This window comes from Acinetobacter sp. YH12076 (genome assembly GCF_013419525.1).
In the GTDB taxonomy this organism is placed as follows: Bacteria; Pseudomonadota; Gammaproteobacteria; order Pseudomonadales; family Moraxellaceae; genus Acinetobacter; species Acinetobacter amyesii.
The window spans coordinates 284,124-304,659 of sequence record NZ_VOZY01000001.1 but is presented as its reverse complement, the minus strand read 5'-3'; the positions used below and the strand labels follow the sequence as shown (position 1 = coordinate 304,659).

19 protein-coding genes are annotated in these 20,536 nt (G+C 38.9%); 11 read left to right on the top strand and 8 right to left on the bottom strand.

Going from position 1 to position 20,536, the window contains the following annotated elements; genetic code table 11:
- Nucleotides 1–218: 218 nt before the first annotated feature.
- Nucleotides 219–1,271: an outer membrane protein Omp38 gene (omp38, locus tag FTU22_RS01280; RefSeq protein WP_180025010.1), complete on the top strand. Its 1,053-nt coding sequence runs from the start codon at nucleotides 219–221 to the stop codon at nucleotides 1,269–1,271.
- A gap of 428 nt (nucleotides 1,272–1,699) precedes the next feature.
- On the top strand, nucleotides 1,700–3,877 hold the full coding sequence (locus FTU22_RS01275; protein WP_180092592.1) for a TonB-dependent siderophore receptor: 2,178 nt from the start codon (nucleotides 1,700–1,702) through the stop codon (nucleotides 3,875–3,877).
- Nucleotides 3,878–3,942: 65 nt separating this feature from the next.
- Here the strand turns inward: FTU22_RS01275 and FTU22_RS01270 are convergent, their stop codons facing one another.
- Together FTU22_RS01270 and FTU22_RS01265 are read right to left on the bottom strand one after the other, a co-directional pair.
- Complete coding sequence (locus FTU22_RS01270; protein ID WP_257225861.1) at nucleotides 3,943–5,031, bottom strand: aldehyde reductase; 1,089 nt, start codon at nucleotides 5,029–5,031, stop codon at nucleotides 3,943–3,945.
- 302 nt (nucleotides 5,032–5,333) lie between these two features.
- Nucleotides 5,334–5,822: a hypothetical protein gene (locus FTU22_RS01265; RefSeq protein WP_078194247.1), complete on the bottom strand. Its 489-nt coding sequence runs from the start codon at nucleotides 5,820–5,822 to the stop codon at nucleotides 5,334–5,336.
- A 285-nt stretch (nucleotides 5,823–6,107) separates the two neighbouring features.
- Between FTU22_RS01265 and FTU22_RS01260 the strand changes: the two genes are divergently transcribed.
- From FTU22_RS01260 to bfr, 3 genes are all read left to right on the top strand, one after another.
- The gene (locus FTU22_RS01260) at nucleotides 6,108–6,596 is read left to right on the top strand and encodes an immunity 26/phosphotriesterase HocA family protein (RefSeq protein WP_180092503.1); all 489 of its coding nucleotides are present in this window, start codon (nucleotides 6,108–6,110) and stop codon (nucleotides 6,594–6,596) included.
- A 334-nt stretch (nucleotides 6,597–6,930) separates the two neighbouring features.
- Nucleotides 6,931–7,905, top strand: a complete 975-nt coding sequence (rlmF, locus tag FTU22_RS01255) for a 23S rRNA (adenine(1618)-N(6))-methyltransferase RlmF (protein ID WP_180092500.1) — start codon at nucleotides 6,931–6,933, stop codon at nucleotides 7,903–7,905.
- A gap of 361 nt (nucleotides 7,906–8,266) precedes the next feature.
- Nucleotides 8,267–8,731: a bacterioferritin gene (gene bfr, locus FTU22_RS01250; RefSeq protein ID WP_067762676.1), complete on the top strand. Its 465-nt coding sequence runs from the start codon at nucleotides 8,267–8,269 to the stop codon at nucleotides 8,729–8,731.
- Nucleotides 8,732–8,789: 58 nt separating this feature from the next.
- On the opposite strand, the gene FTU22_RS01245 is transcribed toward bfr, so the two are convergent.
- Nucleotides 8,790–9,356, bottom strand: coding sequence for a peroxiredoxin (locus FTU22_RS01245; RefSeq protein WP_180092497.1), 567 nt, complete (start codon nucleotides 9,354–9,356; stop codon nucleotides 8,790–8,792).
- A 190-nt stretch (nucleotides 9,357–9,546) separates the two neighbouring features.
- Here FTU22_RS01245 and FTU22_RS01240 point away from each other — a divergent pair, with 190 nt between their 5' ends.
- The 6 genes from FTU22_RS01240 (at nucleotide 9,547) to FTU22_RS01215 (ending at nucleotide 14,746) form a co-directional block, all read left to right on the top strand.
- Nucleotides 9,547–10,278, top strand: coding sequence for a YqiA/YcfP family alpha/beta fold hydrolase (locus FTU22_RS01240; RefSeq protein ID WP_180092494.1), 732 nt, complete (start codon nucleotides 9,547–9,549; stop codon nucleotides 10,276–10,278).
- Nucleotides 10,279–10,364: 86 nt separating this feature from the next.
- Entirely contained in the window at nucleotides 10,365–11,657 is a 1,293-nt protein-coding gene (bioA, locus tag FTU22_RS01235) for an adenosylmethionine--8-amino-7-oxononanoate transaminase (protein ID WP_180092491.1), read from the top strand.
- Nucleotides 11,654–12,811 (top strand): 8-amino-7-oxononanoate synthase, encoded by a 1,158-nt coding sequence (locus tag FTU22_RS01230; RefSeq protein ID WP_180092488.1) that lies wholly within the window; start codon nucleotides 11,654–11,656, stop codon nucleotides 12,809–12,811. Before bioA ends, FTU22_RS01230 begins: the two co-directional genes overlap by 4 nt.
- Nucleotides 12,812–12,818: 7 nt before the next feature.
- On the top strand, nucleotides 12,819–13,607 hold the full coding sequence (gene bioC / locus FTU22_RS01225) for a malonyl-ACP O-methyltransferase BioC (RefSeq protein WP_180092485.1): 789 nt from the start codon (nucleotides 12,819–12,821) through the stop codon (nucleotides 13,605–13,607).
- Nucleotides 13,604–14,248 (top strand): dethiobiotin synthase, encoded by a 645-nt coding sequence (bioD, locus tag FTU22_RS01220; protein WP_180092482.1) that lies wholly within the window; start codon nucleotides 13,604–13,606, stop codon nucleotides 14,246–14,248. Before bioC ends, bioD begins: the two co-directional genes overlap by 4 nt.
- A 39-nt stretch (nucleotides 14,249–14,287) precedes the next feature.
- On the top strand, nucleotides 14,288–14,746 hold the full coding sequence (locus FTU22_RS01215; RefSeq protein WP_180092479.1) for a nucleoside deaminase: 459 nt from the start codon (nucleotides 14,288–14,290) through the stop codon (nucleotides 14,744–14,746).
- A 104-nt stretch (nucleotides 14,747–14,850) separates the two neighbouring features.
- Here FTU22_RS01215 and FTU22_RS01210 read toward each other — a convergent pair whose 3' ends face one another.
- The 5 genes from FTU22_RS01210 to FTU22_RS01190 all read right to left on the bottom strand — a co-directional run bounded on the left by FTU22_RS01210 (nucleotide 14,851) and on the right by FTU22_RS01190 (nucleotide 20,173).
- Nucleotides 14,851–15,264 (bottom strand): biopolymer transporter ExbD, encoded by a 414-nt coding sequence (locus FTU22_RS01210; RefSeq protein ID WP_078190075.1) that lies wholly within the window; start codon nucleotides 15,262–15,264, stop codon nucleotides 14,851–14,853.
- Nucleotides 15,265–15,282: 18 nt separating this feature from the next.
- On the bottom strand, nucleotides 15,283–15,708 hold the full coding sequence (locus tag FTU22_RS01205) for a biopolymer transporter ExbD (RefSeq protein WP_078190074.1): 426 nt from the start codon (nucleotides 15,706–15,708) through the stop codon (nucleotides 15,283–15,285).
- 14 nt (nucleotides 15,709–15,722) lie between these two features.
- Complete coding sequence (locus FTU22_RS01200; RefSeq protein WP_078194237.1) at nucleotides 15,723–16,586, bottom strand: MotA/TolQ/ExbB proton channel family protein; 864 nt, start codon at nucleotides 16,584–16,586, stop codon at nucleotides 15,723–15,725.
- A gap of 28 nt (nucleotides 16,587–16,614) precedes the next feature.
- On the bottom strand, nucleotides 16,615–17,313 hold the full coding sequence (locus FTU22_RS01195) for an energy transducer TonB (protein WP_078190072.1): 699 nt from the start codon (nucleotides 17,311–17,313) through the stop codon (nucleotides 16,615–16,617).
- 148 nt (nucleotides 17,314–17,461) lie between these two features.
- Complete coding sequence (locus tag FTU22_RS01190) at nucleotides 17,462–20,173, bottom strand: TonB-dependent receptor (protein ID WP_180092476.1); 2,712 nt, start codon at nucleotides 20,171–20,173, stop codon at nucleotides 17,462–17,464.
- Nucleotides 20,174–20,536: the final 363 nt, after the last annotated feature.

Here is a 20,536-nt window from a genome sequence, read left to right as displayed (position 1 = left end):
TGAGTAAAAATTTACCGAATTACAACGGAAATTGTAAGTAATTTTGTCAATAATTTACTTGATTAGATTAATCAAGCACTTGGAAAAAGAAAAAAGTGTTTGTATGATTCAGCGTGAATAGCTTAAAAAAAAACTGGGGTATAAGAAAGCCTATCTCAGGATAGCCAATTTTTCGGCTTGAGCTTGAACAACAATTGTTATCTCTGGAGGATAAATCCATGAAAATGAGTCGTATTGCATTAGCAATGCTCGTAGCTGCTCCTTTAGCAGCTGCAAACGCAGGCGTAACTGTTACTCCATTAATGCTTGGTTACACTTTCCAAGATTCTGAACACAACAACAGCCGTGGCAACCTTACTGAAGGTCCAGAGCTACAAGACGACTTGTTTGTTGGTGCAGCACTTGGTGTTGAATTAACTCCATGGTTAGGTTTCGAAGCTGAATACAACCAAGTTAAAGGCGATGTAGACGTTGATCACGGCGAATACAAACAAACCCAAATTAACGGTAACTTCTATGCTACCTCTGATTTGATCACTAAAAACTATGATAGCAAAGTTAAGCCATATGTGTTGTTAGGTGCAGGTCACTACAAATACAAATTTGACGAAGCTCGTGCTCGTGGTGTTGCTGGTGTAGATCGTGGTACTACTGAAGAAGGTACTTTGGGTAATGCTGGTCTAGGTGCTTTCTGGCGCTTAAACGATGCTTTATCTCTACGTACTGAAGCTCGTGCTACTTACAACATCGATGAAGATTTCTGGAACTACACAGCTTTAGCTGGTCTTAACGTAGTTCTTGGCGGTCACTTGAAACCTGCTGCTCCTGTAGTTGAAGTTGCTCCTGTAACTCCAGTTGCTCCAGTTGCTCCAGCTCCTCAAGAGTTGACTGAAGATCTTAACATGGAACTTCGTGTGTTCTTTGATACAAACAAATCTAACATCAAAGATCAATACAAACCTGAAATTGCTAAAGTAGCTGAAAAATTAGGCGAATACCCTAATGCTACAGCTAACATCGAAGGTCACACAGATAACACTGGTCCACGTGCTCTAAACGAACGTTTATCACTAGCTCGTGCTAACTCTGTTAAATCTTCACTTGTTAACGAATACAACGTTGACCCAGCTCGTTTATCTACTCAAGGTTTCGCGTGGGATCAACCGATCGCTGACAACAACACTAAAGAAGGCCGTGCTATGAACCGTCGCGTATTCGCTACGATTTCTGGTAGCCGTACTGTAGTGGCTCAACCTGGTCAAGCTCAATAATTTGAGTTTAACTTCGGTTAGAAAAAAGCGGCTCTTTTGAGTCGCTTTTTTTTTAAAATTTAAAAAAGGGACTTAAATTTGGCTAACAGGCACTAACTAAAATGCGTTATTAACTTTTGAATAATTTTTGGATGTAAAAGGATTTATCTATTCATGTGGCAATTAAGCATGTAAAAATTCAAACTATTTGTATATTAATTAATCATTTATTTGCCTAAGAGCTTTAAATTGAACATACACAGATTGTATTTATTTTTTTATAAAAGCAATAAAAAACAATTATTTACATTTGTATTATCTACAATTTATAAAAAATGAATATTTATATTTTTCATTAAAAAAATATATTCATCGGGATTAATAATGTAGTTAAGAATTATTCTAAATATAATAATGATTCTTATTCAAATAAAACTAATCTTGAAATGATGAATAATTTTGCAAAAACACACTTAGTACGTTCAATAACTATGGTACTACTCGGTGTTGGAGGGGCTACTTCTGCGCTTGCAGCGGATACAACGGTGCTTGAGACAATTGAGGTTGAGGTACCTGCAGAAAAACAAATTGCGAATGGTAAGTTGAAAGCGCAGACAGACCTTGGTGCATTGGGAAATCAAAAAATTGTTGATACGCCATTTAGCGTGACGGCATATAGCGAAAAACTGATTGAAGAACAGCAAGCGATCACCGTGGGTGAAGTGCTGAGAAATGATGCGAGTATCCGTATTACAACTAACCAAGGTCATTTAAACGAAAACTTTAATATTCGTGGCTTTGACATCAATCACGATGACATTGCACTCAATGGTATGTACGGTATGGCGCCTTATGGACGCGTACCGACTGAATTTCTAGATTCGGTAACGGTTTTAAAAGGCCCGAATGCCTTGGTTGCAGGTATGTCGCCTGCTGGTGGGGTCGGTGGTGTGGTCATCGCTAAAACTAAGCGTGCAGATAAAGAAAAAACTCAAGTTTCAGCTTCAATGGAAGAAGGTGGTTTTTACCAATCAGGTTTTGACGTTTCGCGACGTTTTGGTGCTGAAAAAGAATTTGGTCTACGTGTGAATAGTGCTTATGGTCAAGGTGAGCACATTATTGAAGGCATGGAAGATAAACATGCATCAGGTGCAATTGCTGCAGACTATACAACGGATAAGTTAAAACTTAATTTTGATGCTTTTGCGGTACGTGATGATCGTAATGGTGGGTCACCTGCAATGGTCGCGTTCGGCGTGAAAGACGCACATGGTCATATCTATAATGGCGTACTTGATGCGCCTAAAGGCGATACCAATTATTTTAGTAGTTTAGAAGGTCATACAGATAGTGAGTTTGTAGGATTAAGTGGTGAATATGCATTCACGCCTGATTTAAATGTGTATGCGGGTGTAGGGCATATTGAAAAGGCCTATAGCGGACACATTTTTGGTACGCGTCTTATCGTAGGGCAAGCTGATGGTCATGCTACTTCACAGTACTATCGTACAGGGTCATCTGAATCGATTACATCAGCCAATACAGGTTTCCAATATAAGTTTAACACAGGTGCTGTAAAACATGCCTTAAATGTAAGAGCTGACTACTTGACCAAAGAAACAGATCAGCATGTGAAAGCGACGCAAGAGAATATTGAGTCAACCAATTTATATGATCCTAACACCACTATAGGTATGCCTTCAGCTTATCCTGTGGTTCAACCAAACTTAGACAATAAATATGTCAGCTATACGGTGTCTGATCAGATTTCGATGTTAAATGATAAATTGCAGCTGATTGTTGGTGCACGCTATCAGGATATCGATACCAAGAATTTACAAAGAAAGACTGGCTATCAAGATGATAAAATTTCGCCAAGCTTAGGTGTCGTGGTTAAACCTTTTGGTGAGAATCTTTCTATTTATGCAAACTATGTAGAGGGACTTTCTGAAGGGGTAACGGTGAATAACGTTGCAGATGCCAACAATAATGTCACCTTTGTGCCATTCCAAACCAAACAATATGAATTGGGTGCAAAATATCAAGCAGGTTCTTGGTTGAATACATTTGCCCTTTATCAAATTGAAAAACCATCGACCATGGTATCTTCATATTCTGATGGTCAACCCAATAGTACAATCAATCAAATTACCACAGATGATGCAGAAACACGTTCACGTGGCGTGGAATGGGCATTTTCAGGAGAGATTTATACAGGTCTAAATCTGATGGGTAGTTTGGCTTATATCGATGCTGAATATACCAAAGCAGCGGTGAAAAATGGTGTAACTAATCAAGGCAATACGGTGTATGGTATTCCTGACTTTACCGCAACGCTTGGTTTAGATTATGTAGTACCGTATGTGGATGGTTTGAATGTCAATGCGCGTGCAAACTATGTGAGTGAACAGTACTTAAATGAAACCAATGCACTTAAACTCGCAGACTACACAATTTTAGATCTAGGTGCGCGTTATAAAACCAATTTGGGTGGTGTAAATACTACATTCTTAGCCAATGTTAATAACGTGACTGATGAGAAATATTGGGAAGGTACATTCAACTCAGGTTATGCCTTAGTGGGTGGTCCACGTACCTATAAAGTCGGCGTGACTTTTGATTTCTAAGTTAGATTAGTTTTTTTAATATAAAAAGCCACCTATTTAAGGTGGCTTTTTTGTTGATGAGTTATTCACGGAATATATTGCTTCACCACACCGTCATCGAGGAGTTGTTGGAAATGCTCAACCACACTGTTTTGAATATCGCGGTATTCGATCCCTAATTCTTTCTTGCTTTTATCTGCATTAAAATAAATTGGGTAGCCCATATTCAGTTCAACAAACTTTCGCGGGAAACCTGCAAGAGGGCCAAAGGCTTTAAAGGCAAACTTCGGTAAGGTATTGCGCGGAAATGGAAATTTATTACCAAAATGCGAGCGTAATATTTTCCCCATTTCTAATAAACTTAAAGTACCACCGCTAATGATATAACGACCTGATGCTTTAGGGTTTAATGCTGCTTGTACGTGCGCATCGGCGACATCACGGACATCGACAATTCCATTCCACATTGGTGGAACACCCGCCAAAGTCATACCGTTGGCAAACTGCTGTAAAACCTCAACACTGCCAGACTGAGTTGATGCTGTTAATGAAGGGCCCATCACTAAGGCTGGATTTACACAAACCAAATTCCAGCGTTGTTGTGCTTTTTGCATATCCCATGCTTTTCGCTCTGCCATAACTTTTGAATACGGATAAGGCTGATGCGTCTCAGAGCTAGAAGTGTTCCAATGCGATTCATCAAATTCATTATGCTCGGTCTGTAGAATATCAATGGCATCACCATAGGTTGATGCGATGCTTGAGGTCACGACAACACGTTGTACAGATTCTGTTTTATTGACACTGTTGAGTACATTTTCAGTGCCTAAAATAGCCGGCTCAATAATGTCTTTTATTGCGTCTTTATAGTTGGTCACTACAAAAGGGGATGCCATGTGGATCACAATGTCACAACCTTGCATGGCTGAATCAAATGCACCCTCATCCAATAAATTGGCTTGGAACAGTTTTAAAGTGCCAGTTGTATCAGCTGCAATTTTTTCGAGATGTGCAAATCCTGATGTTTTATTCAGATCACGAACTGTGGCATGTACCGTGTGCCCTAATTCGAGTAAATTTTTGATGACCCAACTGGCAATATAGCCTGTCGCGCCTGTGACGAGTATCTGTCTTGTTGTCTTGCTATTCATATTCTTCAACTTTAATTGACGCATTTTTTTATCATATTGAGAATATTTAGTTTTGTCTTTGATTGATTTGAAAAAATATATTTTGATGATTGGGTTTAATGCGCACTAAATTCAGCAGAGAATGCATGTGAATGCTGAAAAAGTACTTTTTTATTGATCTTAAAATATGCGAATATGGGATGAATGTTGGATAGATGTATATTCTTATGAGTATGGACGCAAAATCTCACAGAAAAATGGACAAAGAGTCATATCTAACTTGTGCGCTTTAATTTAAAGCCTAGATCTTAGGTCTTGGTTTTTTATTTCGTATAACCTCTATGATGTTAAATAGGCTTCAAAAGCCACCCATGAATGACATTAATCTGATGCTGTATAGCATCTATTAAATGAGGTGAATTTTCGATTGTCCATGTTTCATCGCACCAGTCACAAGCGTCATAGAGGTCACCTATCCATTCTGGATAGTAAGCTATGTTATTTTCAAGTCCTCTTGGTGCATCAAGGAACCCTTTTTCTAAATTACTAAAAATTTTACATAGCTTAAGAGGGCTTAAATTACCATTTTTATAGTCAGCTAAAACACCTAAAAAGAATTTAGCTGCCAATATTTCGGCTTCTAAACAATTGGATGAAAATTCAGAATCTTTTATCTGTATTACACTGAGTAATAGTGGTTCATAATTAGGATATAGTTCAAGTAATTCAGCAGGAGTATTTTCATTGTTATCAATATATTCAATTAATTTTTTTCTCCTTTCTGAGTAAGAATATTCTCCATAATAAAGTTCTATATATAACGCTTTTAATGTCATTGATTATTCCAACTGATTCTTGATTTTCTCTAAAATTAGCATAATACACGTGATGCGAAGTTGAAAAAATTGATACTATAGACTTAATTTTTATATATTTTTTAAATTTAAAGCCTAGATCTTCGGTCTAGGCTTCTTCATTTTGTATAACAGCCATTATGTTAAATAGTTTATTTCTATTAGCTTCTGTAAAGCTCAATAGTAAATTAAGCTAGTTTCTTAATGTGACAGAACCTTATTATTTGCAGGAATGTATTTGAGATTTTGGTAAGTAGATCAGAAATTATGGAACAAAGAACAAAACGTAAGAGAATTAAAGAAGGTGATGTGATTGCAATTAATTTGGGGGATCTAAGCTATGGCTATGGTATAGTTTTAAAATCTCCATTGGCAGGGTTCTACAATTTACAGACGAAAAATTTAGAATTGAATGTTAATTTCATAACATCACATTCGATTTTGTTTAAAGTACCTGTCATGAATTACGCATTTAAATCCGAGAAATGGCATATTATTGGGAATGTAGAATTAAATGATGATTTAAAACAGAAGGTTTACTTCTTTAAGCAAGATATGTTTGATCATTCAATTTCTATTTATTATGAAGATGGAACTGAAGGTATCGATATTCCAGCAACATATGAAGAAGTAAAAGATTTGGAACGTGCTGCTGTATGGGATCCTGAACATGTAGAAGATCGTTTAAGAGATCATTTTAATGGTGTTCCGAATGAGTGGGTTAAACAATTACGCCCTAAACCCTCTGCATCTTAAAATTAACATAATACACCTTATACGAAATTCTATTTTTTATTTAATATAAATCACAATCTTATACTTATATAAAAAGCCCAATCATCAACGATGGGGCTTTTTGTTGATTCTTCATGTTTCACGGTTTTTTTTAATGAAATTTAATGCTATAGCAAACAAAAATGTCTAAATAAAATAAGAATAGACTTCCAAGTGGTTATTGATTTTCAGATAGACAAATAAAAGGATAGGGGCGTCATTGATGGTCAAATTCACGTACAATATTGACTAATTTGCAGGTATTGATCCTGCCTTATCAGATGATTCTGTTCTCCCGTTGAATATTGGCATATACATGGCGCAAGCAAAGAAATCTTTTCCGCAGCAAAAATCGGAATTACATGCACGAAATCTGCATCGCAGTCGTTACGATTTTCCTCAGTTAATCAAGAGCTGTCCGGAACTTGCGCCTTTTGTCAGCCCAAATAAATATAACGATTTATCGGTAGATTTTTCTGATCCACACGCAGTGAAAATGCTGAATAAAGCATTGCTCAAGCATTTTTATGGCATTCAATATTGGGATATTCCCAAAGATTTTCTTTGCCCGCCTATTCCGGGACGAGCGGACTATATTCACTATTTGGCTGACTTGTTGAGTGCCAACAACAAAGGGCAGATTCCAACAGGACACACCGTTCAAGTCTTAGATATTGGGGTTGGTGCGAACTGTATTTATCCGATTATTGGTCATCGCAGCTATGGCTGGAAATTTGTAGGCTCAGACATACATGCTGCATCGGTTAAAAGTGCTCAATTTATTGTGGAGGCAAATCCGAATCTGCGTAAAGGCATTCAGATTCGATTGCAAAAAAAAGCGAGCAATATTTTTAATGGTGTGATTAAACCTTCAGATCGTTTTGATTTGACCATGTGTAATCCACCATTTCATGCCTCGCAAGATGAAGCCAACGCGACAGCAACGCAAAAATTAAGAAAACTGGGCAAGCCAGTTGATCGGAGCAAGGTGGTATTAAACTTTGGCGGTCAAAAGAACGAACTCTGGTGTGATGGAGGCGAAGAGCGATTTGTCTGCCAAATGGTACAAGAGAGCATCCAGTTTGCTGAACAATGCCTATGGTTTAGTACGCTGGTTTCCAAGAAAACAACATTGCCTGTGCTCTTAAAAGCCATAGCGAAGAGCGGTGCAGTGGATGTAAAAACGATTAAAATGACACAGGGACAAAAAGAAAGCCGTTTTGTCGCTTGGACTTTTTTAGATTCAAAGCAGCAGCAAGCATGGAAGAATGCACGTTGGACTTCAGCTTAAGCCTGTCTTATTTGGAAATGTTCACCTTGCTCTTGACTGCAATGCATAGGGTATCAATATAAAGTTTCCCATATCGATAAGCACCGTGTGTTGAATCAATCAGGAGATATTTTTGCTAAATAAGACGCATTGTTAATTGTTACAAAAAACAGCATCCAGCGATTTTTGATTATTTCGTGTTCTAAATGCATTGAATATTCTGCAAGGGCTTCTTTTATATGTGAAAAATGCGCGGAATTGAACTGCAAATGCGTATGTTTATCATTTAAATTATATAAAAATCATAAGCTTACAAAAATTATATTTTGCATTCATTTTGAAACTTGTCCATAATATTTGAAAAGGGTATGGAGTGAAGAAAATGCGTGGCAATCCAGAAGTCGTAGACTACTTAAATATGCTGATCGGTGGCGAACTGGCTGCTCGTGATCAATACTTAATTCATTCCCGCATGTATGAAGATTGGGGCTTAAGTAAAATCTTTGAACGTATCGATCATGAAAGCCAAGAAGAAGGCTCACATGCAGATGCATTGATTCGTCGCGTATTGTTCCTTGAAGGAACGCCGAATATGAATCGTGATGATATTGAAGTCGGTACAGACGTTGTGACTTGTTTAAAAGCGGATTTGGCGCTTGAATATCATGTTCGTGAGAAACTTGCTCAAGGCGTAAAATTGTGTGAAGAAAAGGGTGACTATGTGACCCGTGATATGCTCCGTCAGCAAATGTCAGATACTGAAGAAGATCATACCTACTGGCTTGAAAAGCAAATGCGTTTGATCGAACTCATTGGTCTTCCAAACTATATTCAGTCTCAAATGTAATTTAAAAAATATCAAAATAAACCCAGCTTCTGCTGGGTTTTTTATTGGACCATGAAAACTATTGTTGTAGTTTTTTAATATCTGTCAGGACCTTCGCCGCGTGTGTCTGTGCATTCACGCTGGTATAGTGATAAACAATAATGCCTTTCGGATCAATCAGAAAGGTTTCACGTTTGGCAACTTTTAAAATCCCTAAGTTTCGTACAATACCTAACTGTGTCGCCAGTTTATGTTGTTGATCGGCAAGAATTGGAAAGGGAAGTCCGAGTGCTTTAGAGAACTTTTGATGTGATGCGACATCATCTAAGCTTGCGCCCAAAACAACCGCATTACTTTTTAAAAATTGTGGATATAGGGTTTTAAATTGATTGGCTTCTTCTGTACAACCGGGTGAGTTGTCTTTGGGGTAAAAGTACAGAACAAGCCATTTCCCTTGATATTGCTTCAGTTCGTGCCATTTTCCGTTTTGATCTTGCAATTTAAAGTTGGGTGCGGGTGTGCCTACCCATTGTTTTTGTTTGTTTTGACTGGTGCTGAGTATTGATGTTTCGGCAACTGTGATTTGGGTAGTTGCTATTAAAGCACATGTCATTAAACAGATTTTTAGCAATGAAGAAACTTTCATAGAGCATCAGTTTATATCGTTCTTTATCCGATCTTAGCAAATTTTAAAGCGCTGTAGGCTAGCTGATTTTATATTTATCAAAGTCGATTTCGAATGTCTTTTGGCAAACCGGTTGATGTGCTGAAATGCCACTATCAAACGTGCTCTGAACTTTTATACTATTTGGAATCGTTTAATTTTAGAGTTTGCATTGAAACAACAGATTTTACTTATTACTGGATGGGGCGGCGGTCGTAAATTACTTGCTCCTTTACAGCAGGCATTGATCACCCAAGGTTATCAGGTCGAATTATGGAATATTTTTGATGCCTTAAATCTAGCAGTGCTCGAACAGAAAGTTGAATTGGCGAAGCAATTTGATGTGATTATTGGCTGGTCACTTGGTGGTCAATTGGCGACGATTTTGGTAGATGAAATTCAAAAAAAATATCAACAACAAAAAGTGCTGATCACACTTGGCTCAAATCCAAGTTTTGTGGCTCATGAACAGTGGCCTGCTGCGATGGATCAAACCAGTTTTCAAAGCTTCAAACAATCTTTCGAGCAGGATGCGATTTCTACCTTAAAGAAGTTTGGTTATATGGTTTGTCAGGGTACTGATAGCACTAAGCAAGATTTCATCACCTTGCAAAGTTTGATTCAAGCGCAAAATTTAGATGTGCTTCGAGCAGGATTGAACTGTTTGGGGAAGCTTAATAATGTCAGTATATTGAAAAATTACACTGGTCATCAATACCATTTGTTTGCTAAGCAAGATTATTTGGTTAGTTACAAAGTTGAGCGATTATTGAGTAATTTAGCCGTAAAGTTTTTGGAGACTGAATTGGTTTCTGGCTCACATGGCTTTCCATTGTTTCAATCTAAAGTTATAAGTTGCAAAATCTGCCAATATTTAAAGAAAATAGAACAAATCTCTGAATAGCTGGGCTTTATGGCAATTTATTTTTCCTTGCCGTGGGTTTAACATCTTGCCACATTGATGTTTAAGCCTGATACATGGAGTGAGGGATGGCCAATTTAACCGATCTACAATTTGATCAGCAGCATATTTGGCATCCCTATACATCGATGACTCAGCCCCTTCCAACGTTTAAAGTGAAACGTGCGCAAGGGGTGATGATTGAGCTTGAAGATGGTCGTCAATTGATTGATGGTATGTCTTCATGGTGGTGTGCGATTCATGGTTATAACCATCCTGAGCTAAATCAAGCTGTGACCGATCAACTGCAACAGATGTCTCATATCATGTTTGGTGGATTGACACATGATCCCGCGATTCAACTGGCTAAATTACTGTTAAAAATCACACCGCCCAGTTTAGATAAAATCTTCTTTGCTGATTCAGGTTCGGTTGCTGTCGAAGTGGCATTGAAAATGGCGGTGCAATATTGGTCGTCATTGGGTCAAACCCAAAAGACTAACTTTGTGACGCCGCGTTCGGGCTATCACGGTGACACTTGGAATGCGATGTCTGTGTGTGATCCCGTGACTGGGATGCATCAAATTTTTGGCCCAAGTTTGCCCAATCGAATTTTTGTTTCTGCGCCGCAAATTGGCTTTGAGCAAGCGTGGAATCCTGCGGATATTGCTGAACTAGAAAAGACTCTCTCAGAACAGCATGAAAATATTGCGGGATTGATTCTAGAGCCAATTGTGCAAGGTGCAGGAGGCATGCATTTCTACCATCCTGAATATTTGCGTCAAGCTAAATTACTCTGCGAAAAATACAATATCTTGTTGATCTTCGATGAGATCGCGACAGGTTTCGGGCGAACAGGAAAACTCTTTGCTTGGGAATGGGCCGCAGTTGAGCCAGATATTATGTGTATTGGCAAAGGACTGACAGGCGGTTATATGACCTTGTCTGCAACCCTGACTACGCAGAAAGTCGCGAATACGATCAGCCAAGGCGAAGCGGGTGTGTTTATGCATGGCCCAACCTTTATGGCAAATCCGTTGGCATGTGCTGTGGCTGTAAAAAGTACCGAACTGCTACTTTCTCAAGATTGGCAAGCCAATATTCGACGTATCGAAGCTCAATTGAAGTTTCATTTACTAGCACTTTCATCGCTTGAACATGTCAAAGATGTACGAATACTTGGTGCAATTGGTGTGGTGGAATTGACCTTTAATGTAGATATGAAAACCCTACAACAGGAGTTTGTCCGTCGTGGTATTTGGATTCGTCCATTCGGTAAGCTGGTTTATGTTATGCCCCCATATATTATTTCAGAGCATGAATTAAAAAATTTGTTAGAACACATGGTTGAGGTGGTGAAAAACATGGTGCAGCCAGCATGAATCTGCTCAACCATTTTTCAGATCAACTTGATCAACTAAAACAGCAAGGCAACTTACGTCAGTTCACTTCAAATCATCAGCATGATCGTTACATTAGTATTCACGATCATACCATGTTGAATTTAGCGTCAAATGACTATTTAGGTTTGGCTTCAAACCTACACCTACGTGAACAATTCTTTGATGAAACCCCGAACGCACAGCGTTGGATGAGTTCATCCTCATCGCGTTTATTGACAGGAAACTTTCCTGAATATGAACAACTTGAATCAACATTAAGTGATGCCTTTCATGGCCGATCTGCACTGTTATTTAACAGCGGCTATCACATGAATATCGGGATTTTACCTGCACTGGCAGACAGTAAAACCTTGATATTGGCGGATAAGTTAATTCATGCCAGTTTGATTGATGGCATCCGATTATCGACTGCGAAATATGTACGTTATCGCCATAATGATTTGGCGCATCTTTCTCAGCTTTTATGCAAATATCATGAAGATGAGGCTTTTGAGCGGATCATTGTGGTGACTGAATCGATTTTCAGTATGGATGGTGATGAAACCGATTTGGCTGAACTGGTACGGATCAAAAAACAATTTTCCAAAGTGATGTTGTATGTCGATGAGGCGCATGCGATCGGTGTGCGCGGTGAGCGTGGTTTAGGCTGTGCTGAGCAATATCGGGTGATGGATGATATTGATCTTTTAGTCGGGACATTTGGTAAAGCACTGGCTTCAATAGGGGGATATCTCATCTGTCATGCGATTATTCGTGACTATTTGATTAACTCGATGCGACCGTTGATTTTTAGTACCGCACAGCCCCCGATCTGTATGGCGTGGACAGATTTTATTTTCAAGAATGTTTTAAATTTAAAAGCAGAGCGTCACAATTTACAGCAAATCAGTCAAAATTTGCAACAAGCTGTGCAAGCCAAAGGTTTTGATTGTCCATCTACATCACATATTGTGCCTGTCATTATTGGCGAGTCGAATAAAACAGTTGCCAAGGCTCAAGCTTTGCAAGCGGCAGGTTTTTATATCATGCCTGTACGTCCACCCACTGTGCCGCAGCATAGTTCGCGCTTACGCATTTCACTCACTGCTCAGATTACACAAACAGATCTTGATCAGTTGACTCAATTGTTGTGAGTGAATTGTGAATAATATTGAAATTGATAAATCCCAAGTGGCATTGCGCTTTGCTCAGGCAAGGCAGAGCTATGCTGAACATGCCATTGTACAAAAAGAGATTGCTCAACATTTATTTGAGTTGATGCAGCAGTATTGTTCAAAGTTGCAAAATCATCCTGTGGAAACGCTTTTTGAAATTGGATGTGGCTCGGGGAATTTAAGCCATTTAATGCTGGAAAATATGCAAATCAATCGTTTGGTTTTAAATGATCTATATGCAGAAATTCAACAGCATTTTCAGTCAAGTCCGCAGATTCATTACTGGCTTGGAGATATCGAACAACTTGAATTTCCACAGCATATCGACTTGATCGCATCGAGTTCGGCTTTGCAATGGGTAGGGAACTTTGCGGGCATTGTCGAAAAAGCCTTTCAAAGTTTAAATCCAGAGGCATATTTTTGTTTTTCGACCTTTGGACAGCAGAATTTACAGGAAATAAAAGCTTTGACTGGGCAGGGTTTGGACTACCTCGATATCGACATGCTTCAAGCTATATTAAGTCAAAATGGTTTTGAAATTCTGCATCTTTCAGAGCAGACAGCGGCATTATATTTTGATCATCCAAAGCAGGTTTTGCAGCATTTAAAAGCGACAGGTGTGACTGCGACAGCCTCACATTTTCGTTGGACGAAACAATCGCTCTTTGATTTTTATTCAGCATATCAACAGTTTTCTTTGCGTGATGAAACTGGGCAGATGCGTTATACACTGACCTATCATCCGATTTTTTGTATTGCACGGAGAATGCCATGACAGGGCAAGTTTATTTCATTAGTGGGATCGATACAGGCATCGGTAAAACATATACCACGGGCTATTTGGCTAAAATATGGAATGAACAAGGCACGCGAACGATCACGCAAAAGCTGATTCAAACCGGCAATGTTGATGTTTCTGAAGATATTGAACAACATCGTCAAATTATGGGTACAGGGTTGTTGGTCGAAGATGAAACCAAACTCACGATGCCTGAAATATTTAGTTATCCTGCGTCGCCACATCTCGCTACCAAAATTGATGGACGTGACATTGATTTTGCTAAAATCGAATACGCGACAAAACGTTTAACTGAAAAATATGACAACGTTTTACTCGAAGGTGCGGGTGGGTTGATGGTGCCATTAACCACGGATCTTTTAACCATCGACTATGTTGTAGAGAAACAATATCCCGTTATTTTGGTGACATCAGGTCGTTTGGGCAGCATTAACCATACGATTTTAAGTTTGGAAGCATTAAAAAGTCGTGGCTTAGTGCTTTATGCACTCGCTTATAATTTAAATGATGAATCGCAAGATGCATTGATTTCTAAAGATACTGCTGAATATTTAAAAGCATATTTAGCGAAACACTTTCCACAAGCATTATGGATTGATGTTCCTTTATTGGCATAATGGGCTAACTCTATATATTGACAATGATGGGGTGTAATTATGACGGATCATGCGTTTATAGAACTTGCGATTCAACTTGCGAAAGAAAATATTGAGCAAGGTGGGCGACCATTTGGTGCTGTGATCGTTAAGCATGGTGCTGTGGTGAGTACAGGGGTGAATGAAATATTAATCTCGGGCGATCCGACATCTCATGCCGAGTTAAATGCATTAAGACAAGCCGCACAAAATTTAAATACGACGTCTTTGAAGGACTGTGTCGTTTATGCGAGCGGACAACCATGTCCAATGTGTTTGGCGGCTCTGCGAATGGCTGGAGTTGAAAAAATTGTATATGCTTATTCAAATGCTGATGCAGAAGCCTATGGTTTATCTACAGCAGAGATTGCCGAAAAATTAAGACTTGAACCACATGAACAGCAAGGGTTAAGTTTTAGTCAGTTAAAGCCAAACTGTGATCATGAGCTATATGAATTTTGGAAGCAGAAAAATACTTAATAAATAATAAGAGTTTCTTTCTGAGTCACTAACTGTATAGATTTCTGTGAAGAATTAAAAAAGCCAACTGAGGTGATCAGTTGGCTTTTTTTGTTGGAGAGCAATTATTGATTTGCTGAGACACCAATTTTTTTGACATTCAAACGTTGTGCTGCTGCCATCACCATAGCGACATCTTTATATTCTGTCATTTTGTCAGGTTGCACTTTGATCGTATCTTGATCTGCTTGTTGTGCAACACCAGCAAAAAGTGTTTCTAAAGCTTGCTTATTGGCAACGGGTTGACCATTCCAAAATAATTTACCCTGCGCATCAATGCGTAAGGTGACCGGCTCAGGCGGCTTTTCATTGGTTGGCGGTGGCGTACCGTTTGGTAAATCAATATTGATCGAGTTATTTGGAATTGGAATTGTGATAATAAACATAATGAGCAAAACCAACATCACATCGATCAATGGCGTCATGTTGACGTCCAACATAACATCATCGTCTTTATCGGAACCGACATTCATTCCCATACCTTGTCCCTCATCCGATTATGGTGCGGCAACAGGAGTCGTGACAAAAGCAATTTTGCCAATTCCTGCTGCTTGTGTTGCACTAATGACTTCATCAATCGCTTCATATTTTGTCACCTGATCGCCACGGATATGAACTTCAGGTTGCGGACGCTTTTTAGCTTCCGCTTGTAGTCGACTGATCAGCGTGTCTTTATCTGCAATGTATTTTTCATTCCAGAAGATATCGCCATTTTTATTGACAGCAATCTGAATATTGATCGGTTTGGTTTCATAAGGTGTGTTTTTTTCCTCAGGTAACTTCACCGGAACTGTATGGATTGCAACAGGTACTGTAATTAAGAAAATAATGAGCAGCACCAACATAATATCAACCAAAGGTGTTGTATTAATGGCTGAAATTACATCATCTTCGTCACCATCTGAATTGACCATCATTCCCATGGCTGATGCCTCTCTTATTTTGTGTCGTTATTATTGTTTTTGATCTCACCGCTTAAAAGTACGGTGTGTAGATCTGAACCAAAGGTACGAACATTATCTAGAACTGCTTTATTACGACGCGTTAACCAGTTATAGCCAAGAACCGCAGGTACTGCTACAGCCAAACCAATTGCCGTCATAATTAGGGCTTCACCGACCGGGCCTGCAACTTTATCAATAGATGCTTGACCTGAAATACCAATTGCCGTTAAAGCATGGTAAATACCCCAAACTGTACCGAACAAACCCACAAATGGTGCAGTCGAACCGACAGTTGCGAGAAAAGCTAATCCACCACTTAAATGGCTTTGAATTTTATCGATAGCACGCTGGATTGAAATAGTCACCCATGTGTTGAAGTCGATACGTTCTAACAGGTTGCCACCATGTTTTTTAGTTGAATTAATGCCTTTTTCTGCAATGAAGCGGTAGGCGCTAGACTCATCAAGCGTTTCAGCAGCGCTATCAATTGAAGCAGCATCCCAAAATTTAGCTTCGGCTTCTTTGCCTTGACGTTTAATTTTAGCTTGTTGAATAAATTTAGTGACCATGATGTACCAAGTTCCAATCGACATCAGGACCAAGATAAAGAGTGTCGATTTAGCAACGATGTCACCTTCACGCCATAGTGCTTCTAAGCCATACGGGTTATAGACTTCTTTGGTTGCTGTAGGCATTGGTGGCGGTGCAGGTGTATTTGTTGTATTCGTAGTTTCTACTTGTGTTGTTGCAGTATTTGCAGATTCTTCAGCAAATGCAGCTTGCAGTGGGAGTAATGTACTTGTTACTAAAACTGTAGCAGATGCAAAAATACGTGCAGATTTCATCATTTTATTCATTCATATTCTCCAAATTTTTGTAGATTTATTAATCAAGTTTAAATTCGTATTCAAGTTCATACCAATCTTCAACTGGCTCACCATTTTTGAGTGCAGGTTTAAAAGTACATAAGCTGAATGCTTTACTTGCGGATTTATCTAAAGATTTAGTACCACTCGATTTTTTAACCTTCACTTGCTTTGCACTTCCATCTGTACCAACAAGAACAGAAATATGGACTGTGCCTATTTCTCCAGCCATTTCGGCCTCACGTGGATATGGTGGTTCTTTACATCCAACACTTCCTTCAGAAGCACCACGTGTTTCTCCAGCAGGTTTGGGTGCAGGCGCAGGTGCTGGAGCTGCTGCAGCTACAGGTGCTGGTGCTGCCACAGGACTAGGAGATGGGGAAGCTGTAGGCGTAGGTGTTGAAACGGCTTTAACTGTTTGAGTTGGTGCAGCTTTTTCAACGACCTTTTGTTCAGGTTGAGGGTCTGGTGTTTTGAGCACTTCCTTAACGAGTTTTGGTAATTCAGGTGGTTTTTCAATTGGTTTCGGTTTTTCTGGCTCAGGTTTTTTATCTTGAATAATGATTAATTCAACAGGTTCTTCTACAGTTTTCTCACCTTTTTTGGAAAGGCCAGTAATTAATCCGTAGAGTACAATGAGATGCAGAAGAATGACTGCCCCAATTCCGATCAGGCGTTTGCCGGAATTATTTTCTAATTCGGAAAAGCTTTTGCCCATTACTACTCCTGAAATGTGAGACAAACAATCAATAGTGAAATTGGCACTTGAGATATAAGTGTTTTTTGCATTTTTTATGTTTGACTAATTAATTAAATAAATAGTGCAAGTACGATTCCTATTGGAATCGTACTTGCAAATTTAGCTTTTAGAACTTGTAAGTACCGCGGACATAGAATGTACGACCAGTAGGATCGCTATAACGTGGGTCATAGCCATATTGGAAGTTATCTAAAACGTTCGATGCTGCAGGTTCTTCAGCAAAGATATTTTTGATACCACCAGTGAGCTCTAAGTTTTTAAATCCACTGTAAGTTGTTGCAATGTTATAAAGGGTGTAGTCAGGAACACGATGTTTGTCGAACTGTGCTTTCCCAGTTTGGTTTTGGTCGTCATAACCACGGAAGAACTGTTGTTCAAAAATCATTTTCCAGTTTTCATAACTCCAGTTTAGATTTGCTGTGTGTTTCCAACGTAAAACAGCTGGATCGTCATACACGCCAACTAAGCCTTCCCAAGCACCATCTTTTTCTTCTTGATAGTCATTTTTGATGACATAGGTACCATTAATGCCAAAGCCGAAACGACCTGTCGCGGTTAATGGTGAAAGATAATCTAAGCTAATGTCGATACCTTGAGTTTTAATACCCCCTGTATTCATTAGAATGGTATTGATGTATTCAATACGACCATCGGCACCACGCACGAATAATGAAGCATATTTCTCAGGATCTTCAAAAATTGAAGTTTCACCCACTTGGCCAACTAATTCTTCAATTTCAATGTTGTAATAATCAACAGCTAAAACTAAGTTTTTAATTGGTTCGTAAACAAAACCAGCGGTAAATGTTTTAGATTCTTCTGGCTGAAGATCTGGGTTACCACCTTGCATACGGTAGAACTGAGTATTACATTCGGTTTGATATTGAGTTGAGGTTGGTTTACCGCCTGGGCAAAGGACAGGGTCGTTATATTTTGCGCCAGTGTAGGTTTTACTTTGTTGCGCATTAATTTCCCAGAGGCTTGGAGCACGGAAACCAGTACTGTAGGTACTACGGAACATAAGTTGCTTCATTGGTTCCCAACGAATACCGACTTTTGGATTGAAAGTGTCGCCAAAATCGCTGTAGTCGTCATAACGTGCTGCAAGTTGAGCTTCAATTGTTTTGGTAATTGGAATTTGAAGCTCAGCAAAAGCGGCAGTAATATCTCGGTCACCTTTACTCAGAGGTTTGTCAGGGTCAATACCACTACCTGGTACAAGGCGTACTAACTCAGAGTTTACTTTTGCTTCCCAATCTTGAGTTGTAAAACTTCCACCAAATGCAAAACCAACATCACCAGCTGGTAAGGTGTAAATCGGGCGGCTCACGGTAAAGTCAAATGTTGTGGAATCAAGTGTTGCTTCGTTTGTTGTACCACTCACATTTAATGAGGTCCAAACGTTAGCATCTGCAGATGGACCAAATGGGTTGATTGTGCCGTCATTTAATCCTTCTTGTAGTTTGTTACGATTTAAGTATCCACTAACAAAGCTATCTGATGCTTCGCCTTTTGCGTAAGTTACGCCACCGTTGATATCCCAACCGTATGCTTCACCTTCAAGTCCAGCAAAAATACGATGAGATTCATTGATAGATTGTGAAACACGGTTGCCCGCTTGAGAGCGTAAGTAAAGTTGTAATGGATCACCACTTAGACCATCAACACCAGGGGTAATACCCTCGCCTGGATAATATTGACTGCTTTTAGGAATCGTGACAGAGCGACTATATACGTCTGGAGCAATAGAAGTCGTCACTTTGCTTTTTGCATAGACATATTCACCAATAGCGTTGAAGTTATCGCTAAGTTTGATGGTTGCACGACCAATTGCAGACAAGTCCTCAGTTTCTGGCTGAATACCAATTAAAGCTTGCGTATTGAGGAAGCAGAGTCCGCCATCTTCAGTGACATTGGTTAAATTATTACAATTCGCTGCACCACCATACGGGTTCGCTAATACACCTTCAGGATTTCCGTCAGCATCTAAAGGCCCGCCGTTTGGATCAAGAAAGTTAGCAGGGAAGCCATTTGCTGAACCTGCATCGATACCTAACTCAGGTAGAAGGCCACCACGACGGCTGACTTTACGGTCTTTTGCCATAATTTCTTTGGCTTTACGGTAGTCAATTGCGCCATAAACGTTAAAACCTTGTTCATCTAAGTCGCCATAGCCACCAAAAATCGAAACATCGTATTCTTCGCCGCCTTTATCCTCAGGTTTGAGCAAGCCACCGCTAATACCTAAACCTGTGTATTGCTTTTTGGTAATAAAGTTAATTACACCTGCGATTGCATCTGCACCATAAATTGCAGAGGCACCATCACGTAAAACCTCAATACGTTCAACCATTGCAAGCGGAATAGTATTTAAGTTGGTCTCAGATGTACTAAATGGGCTATAAGCCAAACGACGTCCATTAAGTAAGACGAGGGTTTTATCTGATCCTAAGCCACGTAAGTTCGCTGTTGAGCCTGACGTATTACTTGCACCAACGTTTTGCGCTGTACTGTAGCCCGCTTGGTTCGCACTAATTTTAGTTAAGGCTTCTTCAGTCGTTGTAACCCCTTGTTTAGTTAATTCTTCAACTTTAATCACCGTAATAGGTGAAGAACTTTGAGCAGAAACCCCTTTAATGGATGAACCAGTCACAGTTACTTTGGCTACTTTCGTTGGCTTTACTGTTTCTTCTTCATTTGTTTCTGCTGCATGCGCTAAAGATAAACACAGCATACTTAAACTAAGAGTACTTAATTTAAGTATTGTTTTGCTAAATGGTGTGCCCCCCACTGATTTAGCATTTTTTTTCTCTTTCATAGTAAAAGTATTCCTTTTTGTTGTAGTTAGCGATATTGCTTGATTCTTTTTAAGCAATTCAAGTGCCAAATTTATATTTAAATTTTATTTTCAAATATAAAATACTGATAAATATCTACATTATTGAGTTTAAAGTGGAGAACTTTAAGATGAACGGTAAGTATATTTTTTTTAAAGTTATCCTTTTAATTAGGTTTTATCAGGAATTTAACTTTTGATCAAAATTTTTTTTAAAAAACATGATTAGATGCAAATTAAACCTTAAAAAGTGTGAATTAATTCATATTTATGTGTTTGATTTATAAGATTAATCAGTGAAATAAATAAAAAATAAAAACATATAATTCATTGGTTTATATGCTG